The sequence below is a fragment of the Spirosoma areae genome (assembly GCF_054781775.1).
Genome location: NZ_BAAGTT010000016.1, coordinates 1 through 18,253 on the forward strand (window position 1 = coordinate 1; position 18,253 = coordinate 18,253).

The window sequence follows — 18,253 nt, forward strand, 5'->3', positions numbered from 1 at the left end:
GGAAGCTAACGTACGGCAAGTAAAACGGCGTTTAGCGGCTCTGGATTTAAGTCAGGACGAATTGAGTAGACTGTTTTCAAGCTATTCTATATCAGGAAGTTAGCTATGTGTTGTATAGAATAGGTTGTCAGATTTTCACCAAAAACGACAACCATGCAAGACCACATTCGAGACCTTTTGAGCCGCTTCCAGTACAGCGAACAACTACGCGAAACTGCTGTATTTCGTATCCTCTTCGGCGGAGAAGATGTAAACCAAGTGATGACGGATTTGGGTATTCACAGTGGATACACGATTCGCAGCTGGGTGCAACTCTACCGCCAGAAGATGCAGACCGGCCTGCTAACTTTACCCGCCATGAAGCAAGCACAAAAGCGCGACATGGCCGCCTTAAAACAGCGAAATGAAGAGTTGGAGCAGACTCTACAGCAAGCCAACTTGTTGATCCTGGCACTCAATACTATGATTGAGACCGCTGAAAAAGAATTAAATGTGCCGATAAGAAAAAAGTCTGGCACCAAACGGTCTTAAACCTTCGTGAGAACGAGATAGCAAAGGTGAGTTTCGGAAGCCTTTGCCGACTGTTTGGTGTGAGCCGACAAGCTTTTCACGCTAAAAAAAGTCGCTCCCAGCGATCGGTGAGCCATTCGATGTTGGTACTGGATCTGGTGACAGCCCTCAGGCGAGACGTACCAGGCCTGGGAACCCGGAAATTACATCTTCTATTAGCAGAACCATTAGCCAAAAGTGGCATCAATCGGACCGCCGAAGCGGTTAGGCCGAGATAAGTTGCACAAGATCCTACAGACTTACGCGCTTATCATCCGTCAGGGTCGACAGACACCTCAAACAACGGATTCTAACCACCGCCTACATAAATACCGCACCGGCGGCCCGGCCTAACTTACTTATTGATAGGGTGATAACAGCTCCCCGGCAGGTTTGGCCGGGCCGCCGGTGCGGTGAGTGATATTACTTACCTGTACATTGGCTTAGGATTTGGCTATTTGTCGTTGATAACTGACGCCTATTCAAAGCTGATTGTAGGTTACTGCCTACACCCATTCTTGACGGCAGAAGGAAGCCTGAAGGCCCTGGATATGGCCCTAGCAACCCATTTGGAAAGGGAAGAGGAATTAATCCATCATTCTGATCGAGGCAGCCAATACTGTAGTTTTGACTACGTTCGCAAGCTAAAAGGGGCCAATATCTTGATTAGTATGACTCAGCAAGGTGATCCATACGAAAACGCCATCGCTGAACGGGTAAATGGGATACTAAAGACGGATTTTCGCCTGAACCGAGTGTTCGTTACTTTTGAGGAGGCCGAGCGAGCGGTTCACAAAAGTGTCTACAACTATAACCGCACGGGCGGCTCCGCATCTGCGGCCTCACATGAACGGTCCGCCGTAGCGGCTGTGGTTACTTGACTCCAGTAGTGGCTCATCAGAGCGAGCAACCGCTGAAAAAGCACTGGAAACCGAAGGTATATAAACGGTCAAAGCCAGCTCGGGATCAGGGCCAGTTTGGGTAAGTTCATCTGTTTTACCTACTTTGACAACACTATATCAGGATTAAGATTAACGAATAATTTTTGACCCAAAAACTGACAACCGCCACGGCGGACCGTTTATTTTCAGGATCAGACAACGGTCAACACTTTTCCGGACGGGTCAAGACCGTTTTCGGTCAATAAAATAGTAATATACGCTATTTAATAAACTCGTTATGTTGCTATCAATGAATGGCTTGTGTTACTATCGGCTACCGCTGGAAATCGTTCATTTAAACGTCCGAATGATTTTAGGACAAGACAGATGTGAAAGGGGAAGTGAAACACTATTTTCATTCCCTTTCCAATCGAGTGTACCGAAATAATCACATTCAAAAAAAGCCGCTTCCAGATTCGACGAGGGCGGCTTTTTCAGGTCAATTCCTATGGGGTGTAAATCACCACTTTAGAGTACTACACTAATAGCAAACCAGTTAAAAGGTTTGCCGAGACAAAAATATCCTCTATCAGCAACGCTAAGAGAGGATATATAACCAACCTATGATCTAATTACTAATCTTTTTATACAGTGAAAATTTAGCTATCTGATCCTATCAATTTTTCAATAAAGGTTAATAGGATTAGATAGTCCATTAAGTTAGTATTATAGTTCAATAGCCTGTGTTCTGTTTCAGCACCGCCGTGCCCTGAAGATCAATCTGTTGCTGAGGAATTGGCATATACTCGTTTTTATTGGCGGTGAATTTTGCCCCAGCGTAGGTGCCGGGCAGTTTTGCGCTCTCGTAGGCCAAAAAGGCGTTAACAGCTTTCTCGGCAATACCCCAGCGGACCAGGTCGAAAAAACGATGACCTTCGCCCGATAATTCGAGTTTACGCTCGAATCGGACGGCCTCCCGCGCTGTGGCCTGGTTTGTCCAGGCGGTCGAATACTGGCCAATGACGTAGTTAGCCGCAGGTTTATTGTCTGCTCCTTTTACAAATACCGTTGGGTTTGCCGCCCGCTCCCGAATCTGGTTCACGTATTTACGGGCCAGTTCAGGATTATTCAATTCAACTTCGGTTTCAGCCGCCATCAGTAACACATCGGCATATCGGATTATGTTATAGTTAATTGTGGTGTAGCCTGGTGTCCATCCTGTACCGTCTGTGAGTGTTCCGGCCTGTGCTTTGGGGTAAATAAATTTTTTAGGGGCAAATGGGCCACCATATACCTGATCCCTAATCCAGTTGGCACCCGGGTGTGGGCCCCAGTCTAAGTAAGGAATCCCCCGTCGGCCAACCGAATAGTCAAGGCGGGGGTCGAGCGGCCCGGCATCGGGCGTAAACGGGTCGGCAGAAGCCAAGCCCTGATCGGTTTTGATCTGATTGGCTCCCGTGTTATATGATCCATCGAGCAACGGCAGGCCATTGGCATTGGTACGGAAAGAGTTGGCCATTTCAAACGAAGGCTGAAAAAATCCGCAGCAGCTACCAGGCCCCCCGGAGAACGGGAAGTTCAGGACCATATCAGGGTTGGCATTGTTCACACTCCCGGTATTGGCTGCGTTCTGAATAGCAAAAATCGCTTCCGGGTTGATGCTGTTCGCTGCATTGAAGAGTGTCGTGAAATCAGGCACCAGGGCGTATTTTTGACCAGTAGCGGTCTTGCCGCTGGCAATCACCAGGTCAAAAAGCGTTTTGGCTTCGGCATATTTCTTTTGGTACAGATAGGTTTTGGCCAAATAGGATGCAGCGGCCCACTTATTGGCCCGCCCGTTGGCTTCTTGGGTTTCAGGCAGATTATCGTAGGCAAACTTAAAATCGGCTTCAATTTTAGGCCACAGGTCGGCTTCGTTGGTCACGCTGGTTACCCCGGAACCATAATCGAGCGTTTCATCCACATACGGGGTGTTATTGTAGGTTCGTTTCAGTTCGAAGTAATAATGACCACGCAGAAAACGCGCCTGGGCACCAATATTCGTGGCAATGGCCGGTGTTACATCGGGTCCGGGTGCTTTCAACACCCGTAATACCGTGTTGGCCCGGCTGATGCCTTCATACATAGCCCGATACTTATCGTTGATGGGGCCAGCGGTGGGAATAACGGTGAAGTTCTGGATAAATACAGCCGTGCTCTGATCCCCCGCATTCGACCCTTTGTTGGCGTCGCCCCCGGTTACAGACCCCCATAGCCAGTTGAAACTGGAGCCGAACCAGCCATAGTCACGGCCATTTAGCTCGGAATAGGCACCAATCAGAGTGGCCTGTAGCCCGGCACTGCTCGTGATTTCATTGCTGCTGAGCGTTCCCGTTGGTGGTTGATTTAAAAAACTATCCTTGCAGGAAACGCCAACGGCAACGAGCAACAGGGAGGTGAGGGCCGTTTTTGCTTTATTTATATGTATTTTATTCATGGCGATTAAGGAGTTAAAAGCCAGATGACGAAACTAAATCCATCTGGCATGAAAGATGACTACTCAGAACGTAAGGCCAATACCCAGGTTGAAACCGCGCGTTACCGGGTAATTACCAATGTCGATCCCGAAATTGGTATCCGCCGTGCCGCCAACGCCCGGATCAAGCCCTTTGTAGTTAGAGACCGTGAAGAGATTTGTTGTTTGCAGGAACAAACGCAGCCGCTGGATATGGGCACTGTTCAGCAAATTAGCCGGGAGCGTATACCCAAGCGTCAGATTTTGCATCCGTAGGTAGGAGCCATTTTCGACGTAGAAAGAGTTTGACTGTGTATTAGTGCTGAAATTCGATGTATTCTCAAAGATGGGCTGGTCTGTACTGGTGTTCTGGGGCGTCCAGGAATTCAGCACCCGTGCACTAACCGCCTGTCCGGTAAAGGACGGATAGAAGTCAATGTACCACTTCGAGAAATTATAAATCTTACCCCCCAGCGAGGAGTATAGGTAAGCACTCATGTCAAAGCCTTTGTAGCGCAGAACAAACGTTAATCCACCCGTAAATTTCGGCACCGGGCTTCCCAGATAGGTTCTGTCGGCGGCATCTATCTTCCCATCCCCATTGATATCGGCATACCGGAAGCGACCCGGTGCGGCCCCGTCCTGGGTTGCGGCAGCGGCTACCTCTTCTTTGCTGTTGAAGAGACTCAGGACTTTATAGCCATAGAAGGCGGCAATAGGCAGGTCGGGCTGAATCTGAACCGGACTGATGTTGCGAAAGTTGGCGGGTTGAAAGTTCGACACGCCCGGTGCCAGCGTTTGCACAACGTTGGACAGGAAGCTGCCGTTAACAATCAGTTCGTAGCGAAGATCGCGGGTCACACTGCCCCGGTTCGTCAGTTGAATGTCGATTCCCTGGTTGCGCATTTTGGCAATATTAACGGCGGGCGCGTTGGCATTGTCGCCAACAACTGCCGGCAGGGGCACCTGAAAAAGCAGGTCCCGCGTGTCTTTGCGCCAGATATCGAGCTGAACATCGAGCTTGCCGTTAAATAGGGAAGCATCCAGGCCTACGTCGGTCGTCAGAGCCGTTTCCCACCGGGCATCAGGGTTGCCAATCTGACTGCGGGCAAAACCGGCGGCTACATTATTCTTCGTAGTGGCAATGTCATAACTCCGGTTGATACTTTGGGTGTACAGGTTAAACTGGTTGTTCGGGTTTACATTATTGGAGTTCCCCATGGTGCCATAACCGGCGTGCAGGCGCAGGTATGAAATTCCCGGTACGTTATTCAGAAACGGTTCATTTGAGATCGTCCAGCCCGCCGAGATGGATGGAAATATCCCGTACCGGCTATTCGCCCCGAAGCGGGACGACCCGTCCCGCCTAATCACGCCTGTGAGGGTATATTTATCATTGAAAGTGTACTGCACCCGCCCAAACAGCGAATAAAAATTCACCCCCAGGCCATAGGCACCGCTGAGCTGCCGACCCGTGCCGGACACAGAACTGAGTGTGACGTAGTTCGGGTTGGTCGAGAAAGGGTCAATTCCCGATCCGGTAGCGTTCCGGCCTGACCCCGAATTCAGCGCTTCCTGTCCGGCCAGTAAATCAATACTGTGTAACCCAATTCGACGTTTGTAATTCGCCGTGTTCGTCAATGTCCAGTTCAGGTTATAGCCATAATTTTCCGTGTAGCTAAACGTGCTGTTGTTCTGGGCAGTCTCATAGGTTGCCCGGACGTATGAATTAGAGAAAAAATTACCGTACTGACCACCGATACTGCTTCGTACCGTTAACCCCGCAATTGGCTCGTATTCCAGATAAATATTCCCAAAGGCACTGGCCAGAAAACTTTTGTTGTTGCGAATGCCATCGAGTGTAGCCACCGGATTCTGAGAACCATTGAAACCTTTGGCGGCCGTGCCGGCATACCCGCCAAATTCGTCGTAAATGGGAATAATGGGGTTGATTTGAAAGGCCTGTAAGATAACGTTCTCATCCTGGGGTGTGCTCTGCCCGTTTGTATTACCAACCTGCCCAAGCTGTTGCCGGTAGGTAAGCTGCAGGTTTTCACCAAGCCGCAGATTTTTCAGCAGGTCAAATTCCGAATTTACGCGAAACGTATAGCGGTTGAACTGATTGTACCGGAGCACACCAGCCTGATTCTGACTACCAAACCCAATGTAGAACCGACTGTGTTCAGACCCGCCCGATATGCCCAGTGTATTTCGGGCCAGGGGCGCATTACGGGTGACCGCCCCGTACCAGTCGGTCCCATCACCAGCTTTGTTGGCCCGTACCACCTGGTAGATAGAGCCAGCCGCCGGGTTAATGTTATACAATGCCTTAGCGGCATTCAAATCAATTGTACCCACTACCCCCGGCGTACCGCCCACGTTGAGGTAATCGGGCAGCACCGGCGTTTGGCCCGCCCCATACTGACCGCCCCCCAGCCCCGTAAAGCTGTTTGGTCCAACGGAGCCCCCAGCCTGAAAAATGTCATTCCGCCGGGACTGCCATGTCCAGTCGGCCTGTTGCTGGGGATTGAGCATCGTCTGTCCCTGTCCTGGCGTCGTTATACCAAACAGGCCGTCGTAGGTGACAGTCAGCTTACCCGCTTTTTTAGCACCCCGTTTGGTAGTAATGACAACGACCCCGCCTGCGGCACGGGCACCGTAAATTGAGGCCGTGGCCGCATCTTTCAGTACCGTCGTTGATTCGATGTCATCCGGGCTAAGAAAATTGATTCCGTTAAACTGGTCACTAATCGGCACCCCATCCACAACGTAGAGCGGCTGGTTGTTGCCGAATGAACCAAATCCCCGAATCCTGACAATGCTGTTGGTGCCGGGCTGCCCGCTGGAAATAACCGTGACACCCGAAACGCGCCCCTGAAATACCTGTTCCACGTTGCCCGTAGGCGTTGCGGTTATATCGCGGGCTTTCACCGTCGAAACAGCCCCTGTGTTGTCTTTACGGCTATCAGTCGTATATCCCGTCACAATAACTTCATTCAGCGCCGTAGCATCTTCTTCCAGCCGGGCCGTAATGGATGACTTAGCACCAACAATAAGTTCCTGTCCTTTAAAACCAATGGCCGAGATGATGAGCACGGGATTACTGCCTCTGACAGTCAGCGAAAAGTTGCCGGTTGCATCGGTGGATGTACCCGTTGCGGTTCCCTTCAGCAAAACGTTAGCACCAGGTATGGGGCCATCTGAACCGGAGACCTTACCCGTTATCCGGATATCCTGGGCCGTTGCGTTCAGGCTCCATACGAACAGGCAGATTATTAATAAAGCAGACGGCCTCAATTTGTAAAAAGTTGCTTTCATAAAAATTCGATTGGTTTAGAGTAAAGGCTGTGAAACGACTTGAATCTCCTTCCATTTCAAGCAGTTTAATGAGCGAGGTATCATCTACCACTACCTGTAATTATGTGAGTAGAGCCGAAGTTGGTCTGAATACTACCCATGTAGATCAGATTTATAAATTTGAAAGAGCGGTAATATCGGGCACTTACATTACAAGCCGTTTAAAGGAGCAAATACCCTAAATTAACAACATATATTATTTAAAAAATTATATAAAATAGAATAAATTCATCTTTATTTATTTGAATAATTATATAAAATTACAGCTTTTATATAATTATTTTTACTTGTACGTTGAAGAGGTTACCGATAACGCATTTAATAATAACGTACCACTCTCACAATATGGAGTTGCTGGGCAGTTTTAGCAACTGCTGCACTATAGAAATAACAACTATTCTTATTCCAGGGAATTACAGAAAGTGGTCTATTAATATCTGCCTACCAACAACTTTAAGCAGACAAGTTGGGCCTTATCAGCAATAGGTGTTGCCTATACGTATAAATCTTCTCTTCTAAACCTTTAATGCGCTTTCTGCACAGTAAACGTGGTTTGCAAACGCTTTGCAAATTCTTTGCAAACAAAATGGCTCATTTGTGCCAGTTAAACCAGCCAACTTGCTCCTCTAAAAAGAATATTATTTTCAAGGTTTATCCTACACAGTGGTCAATTCTGAAACGGCCATTTCGATAGACCGATCAACAGTTTAACCGCTACTTTACCGATAATGGAGCATGTGATCCAGTTTTTGGGTAGGCTGCATCCGCTGATTGTGCATCTACCGATTGGGTTTTTACTCATGACGCTTGCCATTCACGGGTTGGTCTGGAAAAAACCAGACGTCAGCTTTCGCGGGCTGCTGCCCTGGCTCTGGCTGGCCAGTTGTGTTAGTGCCGTTATCGCCTGTGTAGCGGGGTATCTCCTCTCCCTCTCCGGTGGCTATCCCGATCAGGCACTCAACCTGCATATGTATTCGGGCATTGGGTTAGCCTTATTTTCTGCTGTGATTTTTGGTATGCTTCAGTGGAAAGCGTTACAGCGGCTACAGATTCCGATTGCTGGCCTGGTGCTGTTCTTATTGATCGTAACCGGTCATTTAGGCGGGAATTTGACGCACGGCGAGGAGTACCTGACAGAGCCGCTTGTCGCTTTACTGGGTAAGGCACCTACCCCGCCAGTCAGACGACCAATTACAGACGTAGCGCAGGCGGTTGTCTATGTCGATCTGATTGAACCCGTATTGGAAAAGAAATGCTGGCAGTGCCATAGCGGCCAAAAGCAGAAAGGCGGCTTACGGTTAGATACAGAGGATCTGGTCAGAAAAGGGGGTAAACATGGACCGATTTTAGTAGCGGGTGATGCCCTGAAAAGTGATTTATACCAGCGGTTGCTCCTGCCCGAAGACGACGATAAACGGATGCCCCCCAAGGGAAAGACTCAACTGAGTGAACAGGAAATTGAGTTGATCCAATACTGGATTTCGACCGGAAAGGCTGATTTCAAAAAACGGGTGGCCGATATGCCGAAAGACGAGCACGCAAAGAGCTTATTCGCTGCCTACGGGTTAGCGGGCGTATCAGATGGAGAATCCCAGAGTACCACTTCGGAGTTTCCGGCCACAAAGGTCGTAAGAGCCAGTCAGGTAGATCAGCAGAAAGCAGAAAGTCAGGGGATTGTCATCACGCCGGTCACGGCCGATCAGGCTTTCTTATCCATCGATATGGTCAACACGCCGGCATTTGGCGATGCCCAGATGAACCTGCTCTTACCCATGCGGGAGCAGATTGTCTGGCTCGACCTGTCGGCCACCCGAATTACCGACAACGCGCTGGCGCAGCTTGGGCAGTTCAAAAATTTAACCCGCCTGAGTATCGACAACACCCGAATCACCGATGCTGGTCTTGCCCAGCTAACGAAGGTGCCCACCCTGCGCCATCTGAATCTATACGCTACGCAGGTGACGGACCGGGGCCTGAAGTCGCTGGAAGCCTGCAAACAACTAAAGACGGTCTACCTCTGGCAAACCAAGGTGACACCCAACGGCGTAGCCAGCCTGAGAAAAGCGGTGGGCAAAGAGGCCGATATCAATCTTGGTATGAACGAAACGAACCAAACCAGCTTATGAGAATCCTTCTCACCCGATTCGCCCTCGTTGGACTGGCACTGAGTGCCTGGAATTGTAGCTCTACGCCGGACCTGCCACCCGATGTAGCCCAGGCCATGACTAAACTGCCCACCAAACTGGACTATAACCTGCATGTCAAGCCCATTCTCTCCGACCGCTGCTTTGCCTGTCACGGACCCGACAAGGCGAAGCAAAAAGGAAACCTGCGGCTGGATTTGACGGTGGCCTATGAGAAAGTTGCCGAGAGCGGCCGGAAAGCTATCGTGCCCGGCAGTTTAGCCAAAAGCGAACTATTTCACCGAATCCTGAGCAACGACCCCGATATGGTGATGCCCACCCCAGAGTCGCACCTGAGTTTAACGGCGGAGGAGAAAGCGACCCTGATCCAATGGATCAACGAAGGAGCCGAATACAAAAAACACTGGTCACTGGTGGCTCCGCAGGTACCGGACCTTCCCGTTGTCAGGAACAAAAATTGGGTCAAAAACCCCATCGATTTATTTGTACTGGCTAAACAGGAAGAAAAAGGCCTGACACCCGCTCCCGAAGCCCAGCGGGAAACGCTGATTCGACGGCTTTCGGTTGATCTGACCGGGCTGCCGCCCTCCATCCGGGAAATTGATGCTTTCCTGGCCGACAAGTCACCGAAGGCGTATGAAAAAGTAGTCGACCGGTTGTTGCTGTCGCCCCACTTTGGGGAACGGATGGCGGTTGACTGGCTGGATGTGGCCCGGTATGCCGATACGCACGGGTATCAGGACGACGGCTTTCGGAATGTTTATCCCTGGCGCGACTGGGTAATTAAGGCCTTTAACCAGAATCTGCCCTACGACAAATTTGTTACCCTGCAACTGGCTGGCGATTTGCTGCCCAACGCCACGAACGACCAGATTAAAGCCACCGCTTTTTTGCGGAATCACCCGCAGAGTCAGGAGGGCGGCATTGTCGACGAAGAATACCGGACGGAGTACGTTCTGGACCGCGCCAATCTCTTCGGAAAAGCGTTTCTGGCCTTCAGTGTCGAATGTGCCCGCTGCCACGACCACAAGTACGACCCCATTACGCAAAAGAATTTTTACGAATTGTCGGCCTTCTTCAACAATAACAACGAGACCGGCCAGATTCCCTACCATGGCGAAGCGAGTCCATCGGTCATTCTGACAACTCTGGAGGCCGATAAATTAGTGAAATTCATACAAACCAACATTCAGTCGCTGGAAGGAAAAGTCCGCAATTACCAGCAATACAAACCTGCCTTTGACACCTGGTTAGCACAGGCTTCCCGGCAGCCGGCGGCCTTCGCCACTACAACAACCGGCTTGCTGGGTCATTTTACCTTAGATAATCCGGTGGTCAGAAACGAGGTCAAGTCACCGCTTCAGGCCGAAACCAACAAAGCACCGACCCCGAAAACAGCTCCGGCGGATGCGTCAGTGCCCGTGGTTATTCCCGGCAAATTTGGCAAAGCCCTGCTGCTGAAAGGCGATATGTCCGTTGGGTTTAATGAGCACATGAATTTCGACCGGAATGAACCCTTCAGTATTTCGCTCTGGGTCAATGTGCTGAAGTCCGGCGAAAAAGGCCCGCTGTTTAGCCGAACGAGCGGAGATTTAGACGGTTGGCGGGGGTATTACTGCGAGCTGAACGCTGACCAGACCGTATCCATCAAGTTGAACCACGTTTTTCCGGATAATTGCCTGCATCTCCGTACCCCTCATCCGCTACGCCCCAATCAGTGGCATCACCTGGCGCTGACCTACGATGGCAGCAGCAAAGCAGCGGGCGTTAGCCTATATACGGATGGGAAAAAGGAGCCGCTAACGGTGATCACCGACAATTTGAAGCAGAGTATTTTGTTCTCAAAAGATCGGGCGAAGCCTTATAACTTCGCCAACTTTAAAATAGGATCTGAGTTCAGGGCTTCTATTGCCAACGTCGCGTTCGACGAACTGCTGGTCTATAACCGGCCGCTGGCCCCGTTGGAGATTACGCAGATCTTCACCCATACCGATGCGATTGGCCGATTGCTCGCCATACCCGCCGACCAATTGACACCGGCGCAAAAAGAGCAACTGTTTGCCTACTACCTGCTAACGACCGATAAGCCCTATGCCCGTGACCAGGCCGAACTGAAAGCCACTCGGGGGCGTGAAAACGACCTGCTAACCGATCAGGACGAGCTAATGGTGTATAAGGAATTGAAAACACCCAGGGCTACGTTCCTGCTGGATCGGGGTGCTTATGATGCCCCCAAAGCCAGGGTGTATCCCAACACCCCTGAAAGCATTCTGCCCTTTGACCCGAGCTATCCTAAAAACCGGCTGGGCCTGAGTCAATGGCTGTTGAGCAACCAACAGCCGTTATTTGCCAGAGTAGTCGTGAACCGGTTCTGGCAGCAATGTTTTGGTCAGGGCCTTGTCAAAACTGCCGACGACTTCGGCAATCAGGGCGAACTGCCGAGCCATCTGGCACTCTTAGACTGGCTGGCAATCCGCTTTCGCGACGGTACGGGCCAGCCAGGTTCCCGCTGGAACGTCAAGGGGTTGCTCAAAACAATCGTCATGTCGGCTACGTATCGGCAATCGTCCCGGCCGGGTCGTCAGGCTAAAGAGCAGGACCCGAATAACGGCCTGCTCACCAGGGCACCCGCTTATCGGATGTCGGCCGAGGTGATCCGCGATAATGCGCTGGCCGCCAGTGGCCTGCTGGCGCGGAAGGTAGGTGGCAAAAGCGTACACCCGTATCAACCACCCGGTGTGTGGGAGGCCCTTGCCGTTCGGAACATTACGAAGTACGAACTCGGCACAGGCGATGATCTGTACCGCCGTAGTCTCTACACGGTCTGGAAACGAAGCTCGCCCAACCCCGCCATGATTACCTTCGATGTGCCCGACCGGTACGCCTGCACCGTGAAACGGCAGAAAACCAGTACTCCCCTGCAATCGCTGGTGCTGCAGAATGATGTGCAATACGTTGAAGCGGGCCGGGTGCTGGCTGAGCGGATGATGCTGGAGGGTGGGCATCGGCCTGAAGACTGGATAACCTATGCCTTCCGGTCGCTGACCAGCCGCAGGCCTCGCCCCGACGAACTACGTATTCTATTGCACCTCTACCAGCAGCAATACGCGGACTTCCGGCAGAACCCGGCCAGGGCGAAAGACCTGCTGACCGAAGGTGCACACATTGCTCCTGAAACGTTGCCCGTCACCGAACTGGCGACCTGTGCGGTACTGGCCAATGCCCTGATGAACTTCGATGAATTTACCATAAAACGATAACCCGACCTACGATGAACAGACTTAATGAAGACATGGCTTTCCAGGAAAGTCGGCGTGAATTTCTGACACGAACCAGCTTATCGGGCATTGGTATGGCGGCTCTATCGTCTCTACTGCCGCAGTCGCTGCGGGCAGAGGGTAACCCCAAACCCGTTTTACCCCACTTTACGCCCAAAGTGAAACGGATTATTTACCTGTTTCAAAGTGGCGGTCCGTCTCAACTTGAGCTTTTTGATTACAAACCGAAGTTGAAGGACATGTTTGGCAAAGAACTACCGGCATCGGTTCGCGGAGAACAGCGGCTAACCGGTATGACATCGAACCAGAAGTCATTTCCACTGGCCTTTGGCCGTACAAACTTCGCTCAGCATGGGAAAAGCCGCGCCTGGGTGTCGGACCTTATGCCGCACACGGCGGGTATTGCCGATGACCTTTGCTTTATCAAAACGATGCATACCGAAGCCATCAACCACGATCCGGCGATTACGTTTTTTCAGACCGGAAGCCAGCAGGCGGGGCGACCCAGTTTTGGCTCCTGGATGAGCTACGGGCTGGGCAGTGAAAATAAAAACCTGCCTTCCTTTGTCGTGCTGTTATCGCGTGGCCGCTCCGGCGATCAGCCGCTGTACGCCAAATTATGGGGCAACGGTTTCCTGCCGTCGGAGCATCAGGGTGTCATCTTTCGGTCGGGGGCCGATCCGGTTTATTACCTCAACAACCCCAAAGGCATTGACAAAGTAAGCCGCCGACGGGTACTCGACCATTTGGCTCAACTGCACCAGGCTCAGTACAAACACACGATGGACGATGAGGTGATCTCGCGCGTTTCGCAGTACGAAATGGCCTACCGGATGCAGACGTCCGTTCCCGATACGCTCGACGTGAGCAAAGAGCCTGATTACATCTACGAGATGTACGGCGAGGAGTCCAGAAAACCAGGTACGTTTGCAGCCAATTGCCTGCTGGCCCGTCGGCTGGCCGAAAAAGATGTTCGCTTCATCCAGCTTTACCACCAGGGATGGGATCAGCACGGCAACCTGCCAAAAGATATCCGCACGATGGCGAAGTCGGTAGATCAGGCTACGGCTGCGTTAATCAAGGATTTGAAAGCAAGGGGTTTGCTGGACGAAACCCTGGTGATTTGGGGGGGCGAGTTTGGCCGGACGAACTACTCCCAGGGTCACCTTTCCTTAGACAACTTCGGGCGGGACCACCATCCACGCTGCTTCACCACCTTCATGGCCGGAGCGGGCATTAAGCCGGGAACTACCTACGGTGAAACGGATGAGTTTGGCTACAACATCGTCAACGATCCCGTCCATGTTCACGACTTCCAGGCAACGGTTCTGCATCTGCTGGGCATCGACCATGAGAAGCTGATTTTCAAGCATCAGGGACGCCGGTACCGGCTGACGGATGTGGCCGGAAAGGCGATAAAAGGCATTATGGCCTGACAAAATCCCGTAGTCGCCGGCGGTTAACGAGACAACTACCGGCATCTGCGGCTCTTCCTAAACCTTACCATTTCCTTACCCAATGAAGAACGTCTCCCGTCGAACGTTTGTCCAGACCTGTCTGCTAACAGCTGCCTTACCGGTCGTGGTAACTACCCAGTCGCCCCCCTTACCGGTAGGAGCAGATCCGCTAAAAATTCGGTTCTTTTGTCCACGCTGGGGGGCTACAGATTCCTGGGATGCCTTCTGCAAACGGGTTAAAGAAGCGGGCTACGATGGCGTAGAGGTCGCTTTTCAGTCTGCCGACGAACTTGAACGTCGAACCATGCTGGCGGCACTGCAAGCGCATAAGTTGGATGTCATTGCGCAGTCCCTGTCCTCGTTTGCCGACATTGGTCAGCATACAGCCCACTTTGAACGGACCCTGCGTGACCTGGCCGCTACCCGCCCGCTGTTTATTAATTCGCAGACGGGCAAAGACTTCTTTTCGTTCGGGCAGAATAAACGGTTACTTGCCCTGGCCGATACGGTCGCCCGGGAGACCGGTGTCAAAATCCTGCATGAGACGCACCGGGGTAAATTCAGTTACGCAGCTTCGGTTACGCAGGCATTTCTGGAAAAAATGCCGAACCTGCGCCTAACGTTCGATGTGTCGCACTGGTGTAACGTGTCCGAGTCGCTGCTCGACGACCAGGCAGCCGCTATTGAACTGGCCCTCAGCCGGACCGACCATATTCATGCCCGCATTGGCCATGCCGAAGGGCCACAGGTGAACGACCCACGAGCACCGGAGTGGAATAAAGCTGTTCAGGCGCATCTGCATTGGTGGGATGCTATTGTTGCCTGGCACCGACAGCAGGGAACGGCTGTCCTGACGATCACCCCTGAGTTTGGCCCTCCGCCTTACCTGCCAACGCAGCCTTACAGCCAGCAGCCCCTTGCCGATCAGTGGACGCTGAATCTGTACATGAAAGACCTGATCCAGCAACGCTACCGTGCCTGACTGATACGCCTTTAACAAGTTGACAACTTTTTATTTCTCACCCGGAATACCGCAAACCGTATGGCAAACAGGACTATAATTGATGGTGGGTATGCATTGATAGCCCGCCTGCGGGATAGCGACGCAACAGCGTTTACGTTTATCTATAAGACGTATTGGCATGAGATGTTTCTGGTTGCTTATCAGAAATTGAATGATAAAGAATCAGCCGAGGAGTTGGTTCAGGATATTTTTACCCGGCTCTGGAAAAACCGGGTAACGACTGAAATTAATAATCTTGAGTATTATTTATTTTCGTCCGTTCGGTATGAAGTGATCAACTGCATCCGCTCCCGACGCAGACGGGATGAGTACGCGATTTATTTCTATTCTTATTCGAACGTCTGTGGTTTTACCACTGAGGAAACAATTGCGTTCAATGAATTAGTTAAACTAATTGAGACTGCGATAAATAGATTGTCCAAAAAGACACAAGCGGTGTTTCGGATGAGCCGTTTTGAAAATCTGACCATCTCTCAAATTGCCAGGTGTCTTTTTTTGTCCGAAAAAGCCGTCGAATATCACTTAAGTAAAGCGTTGAAGTACCTGAGATCGTACATTGTGGCCTATTCGTCAATAGGCATAGCCAGTACAGGTAGCATTGGTCAGCGGTTAGTTTGCAATTAGCAATTGACTTCTTTGGCTACAATGAAACTATGTCTTTTATTAATTAAAATCATCTGTGAACATCGCGTTCATCGTTCGGTCATAAAGCCGCACATAGTCCGTCTCGCCTGATCCTTTCGAGGTAATGGATAAGGCCATTATGTCGCCAATAGGTTTCTTATAGGTTGTTTGATAGATCAACTTGTCATCAAAATAAATCGAAACATGCTTATTGACGACTTTCATTCGGGCGGTTTTCCAATCGGAAAAATCCTGGGTGAACGCCGTAAGATCCTGAATATGCCCATCCAGACGCTGATCGCCAAAAATCATTTGCGTATACCCTGAACAGCCTACAGCCAGAAAATGCATTTTAAGTATTCCCTTTGTTCCCGTCAGCTTAAACCACATGTCGTTGCACAACTTGCCACCATTTCTGACATTGCTTTTAAAGCGGGTATCAAACGTCAGGTTATCACCATCTGCATGAAAGTCATTGACTATAGTAGACTCAATGAAATAGATATCTTTCTTTAAGGTGTCATCAAGCAATACGGGGTTGGTATATAGCTTATTTTTCACGCGCAGGGAAGATCCTGGTAATAGGTTTCTGGTGTTATTATCTTCATACGTTCTATAGATATAGCCCTGCCAGCCGTCCGTATCTATGAACACGGTTGTTGTCGCTACGACTTGGCTATCCTGCTTTACGGATACCTTAAAAATGCCAGGATTCATATACGTTTTAAAAAAAGCTGACCGACTTTCTTTAATTATCCAGTTCTCGCTCTCCCCAAAATCGACAAGCAGGTTAGTCAGTTTAGGGCTATGGCTGTTAAAGATGAACTTAACCGTGTGCGGAACACGCCCATAGGGAGTAGGTGTCTCGAAAGAAGCAGCAAGCTGAGCTGCTGGAAACGGATTTACTGAAAAGTAAACAAAGGCCAGAACTAAGGAGAAGCAGATCACTACAGCCAGAGCAATACGGAATCGCATTGCTTTTGGCTGTTCACGTGGGATAGCCGCTTTTACGGATGGGATGGTACGGGATATATCTATATCGTTCGTCGTTACTGTCTGTACGTCATTGCTTAGCTCAATAGTCGGCTCGATTAACGAATCCTTCAGTTCTTTTTCCTGATTAATTAGCTTATTCTCGGTTTTGAATTGATTCCAGCTTTTATAGCCAAGGAATAGCACCAGCGCATTTTTCGTCTCTGTCTGCGGATTATAATTCTGCTGTGTTTTCAGTTTTCCAAATAGCCGCTCAAGGGTATGAACGCTAAGGCTAATACCAGACGCATCGAAAATCAGGCCCTGTAACTGCTTAAAATCCTCATAAACCCATTTTTCCCTGTTTGCCCATTGTAACTTTTGCTCTACATCTATCAGGCATTTATGTATGTAAGCCTTTTCATCCATGGAATTGGTATCGATTCAGGGTTTCAATGTCGCATTATGATGCTTAAGGAATTCAGAACACCTCCATTCTCACCAGCTCTATTAATAACTTAACGGAGATACATAGATAATCAAAAGCAAACGTATGTCACATTACTATTGCAAAATTAGCTTATAACTTTCTCTTAAAGTGTTTCTGAAGACCTAAGTACAGGACAAAAAGGTGAGAGTAATTGATAGCCTGGCAATTTTGGGTCACCAAACTCAAACTGGTTGGCCCTACTCCTATACAAAGTAACGAACAAGCTGTTTATGAAGTCATTAAAGCCCATTGTCAAGCCGATAAACGGCGCGTCAGCTTTCTGGCTATGCTAATCGTGTCCCTGCTCAAACTAGCCGATTTGGGGTGGTGCTGGGGGGCGACTGCAGTATCCTGCTGGGGTGTATGCTGGCCCTGAAAGAAATCGACCACTTCGGGCTGGCGCACATTGATGCCCATGCCGACTTTTACCAGCCCGAAGCCGAACCCACCGGCGAAGCGGCTTCGATGGACCTCGCTTTAGTCGTTGGCCGAGGCCCCGACCTGCTGACCGACATTGGCCATCAACGGCCCCATGTGCAGGAAAAGCACGTTGTCCAACTGGGTCAGCGAGACGCGGAGGAGGCTTAAGAAGCCGGTAGCCGAGATATTAACGATTCGGCCATTCATTGTTTCGATTTACAATACATCCGAACACAGGGCGTTGACGGAGTTATCGACAAAGCCACCCGGCACCTTACCGCCGATGAATTAGCCGGGTTCTGGATTCACTTCGACGCAGATGTGCTGGCCAACGAGATCATGCCTGCCGTCGATTACCGGATTCCGGGCGGGCTTACCTTCGCGGAGGCTACCGCACTGCTGCGCGGCCTGTTGCAAACCACGAAAGCCGTTGGCTTGTCGATCACATCTTCAACCCGAAATTAGACCTGGACGGCACCTTATCGCGCCAACTGGTTGACTGTCTGCATGGGGCGTTACTGGACGACGATCTGGGTAAGCCGTCAAATGACCTCCCCCCCAAT

The 18,253-nt window shown here is 50.4% G+C and carries 10 protein-coding genes and 1 pseudogene; 8 read left to right on the forward strand and 3 right to left on the reverse strand.

Annotated elements, in window-relative coordinates:
• Nucleotides 1–153 precede the first annotated feature (153 nt).
• On the forward strand, nucleotides 154–531 hold the full coding sequence (locus ACYVI1_RS06060; RefSeq protein ID WP_460907817.1) for a transposase: 378 nt from the start codon (nucleotides 154–156) through the stop codon (nucleotides 529–531).
• Between the two features lie 431 nt (nucleotides 532–962).
• A complete protein-coding gene (locus tag ACYVI1_RS06065) occupies nucleotides 963–1,430 on the forward strand; it encodes a transposase (protein WP_460907819.1) in 468 nt (155 codons plus the stop codon).
• Between the two features lie 733 nt (nucleotides 1,431–2,163).
• Here the strand turns inward: ACYVI1_RS06065 and ACYVI1_RS06070 are convergent.
• Both ACYVI1_RS06070 and ACYVI1_RS06075 read right to left on the reverse strand, forming a co-directional pair.
• Entirely contained in the window at nucleotides 2,164–3,906 is a 1,743-nt protein-coding gene (locus ACYVI1_RS06070) for a RagB/SusD family nutrient uptake outer membrane protein (RefSeq protein WP_460907821.1), read from the reverse strand.
• A 63-nt stretch (nucleotides 3,907–3,969) separates the two neighbouring features.
• Nucleotides 3,970–7,242: a SusC/RagA family TonB-linked outer membrane protein gene (locus tag ACYVI1_RS06075; protein WP_460907823.1), complete on the reverse strand. Its 3,273-nt coding sequence runs from the start codon at nucleotides 7,240–7,242 to the stop codon at nucleotides 3,970–3,972.
• A gap of 767 nt (nucleotides 7,243–8,009) precedes the next feature.
• Between ACYVI1_RS06075 and ACYVI1_RS06080 the strand changes: the two genes are divergently transcribed.
• The 5 genes from ACYVI1_RS06080 (at nucleotide 8,010) to ACYVI1_RS06100 (ending at nucleotide 15,808) form a co-directional block, all read left to right on the forward strand.
• Nucleotides 8,010–9,407, forward strand: a complete 1,398-nt coding sequence (locus ACYVI1_RS06080; RefSeq protein WP_460907825.1) for a c-type cytochrome domain-containing protein — start codon at nucleotides 8,010–8,012, stop codon at nucleotides 9,405–9,407.
• Nucleotides 9,404–12,685, forward strand: a complete 3,282-nt coding sequence (locus tag ACYVI1_RS06085; protein ID WP_460907827.1) for a DUF1553 domain-containing protein — start codon at nucleotides 9,404–9,406, stop codon at nucleotides 12,683–12,685. The genes ACYVI1_RS06080 and ACYVI1_RS06085 overlap by 4 nt, the downstream gene beginning before the upstream one ends.
• 11 nt (nucleotides 12,686–12,696) lie before the next feature.
• Nucleotides 12,697–14,139: a DUF1501 domain-containing protein gene (locus tag ACYVI1_RS06090; RefSeq protein ID WP_460907829.1), complete on the forward strand. Its 1,443-nt coding sequence runs from the start codon at nucleotides 12,697–12,699 to the stop codon at nucleotides 14,137–14,139.
• Between the two features lie 82 nt (nucleotides 14,140–14,221).
• Entirely contained in the window at nucleotides 14,222–15,142 is a 921-nt protein-coding gene (locus ACYVI1_RS06095; protein ID WP_460907831.1) for a sugar phosphate isomerase/epimerase family protein, read from the forward strand.
• A gap of 60 nt (nucleotides 15,143–15,202) precedes the next feature.
• Complete coding sequence (locus ACYVI1_RS06100) at nucleotides 15,203–15,808, forward strand: RNA polymerase sigma factor (protein ID WP_460907833.1); 606 nt, start codon at nucleotides 15,203–15,205, stop codon at nucleotides 15,806–15,808.
• 39 nt (nucleotides 15,809–15,847) lie between these two features.
• Here the strand turns inward: ACYVI1_RS06100 and ACYVI1_RS06105 are convergent, their stop codons facing one another.
• Nucleotides 15,848–17,209 (reverse strand): hypothetical protein, encoded by a 1,362-nt coding sequence (locus ACYVI1_RS06105; RefSeq protein WP_460907835.1) that lies wholly within the window; start codon nucleotides 17,207–17,209, stop codon nucleotides 15,848–15,850.
• A 379-nt stretch (nucleotides 17,210–17,588) separates the two neighbouring features.
• Here ACYVI1_RS06105 and ACYVI1_RS06110 point away from each other — a divergent pair.
• A pseudogene (locus tag ACYVI1_RS06110) lies at nucleotides 17,589–18,155 on the forward strand (arginase family protein); the annotation flags it as partial.
• Between the last annotated feature and the right edge of the window lie 98 nt (nucleotides 18,156–18,253).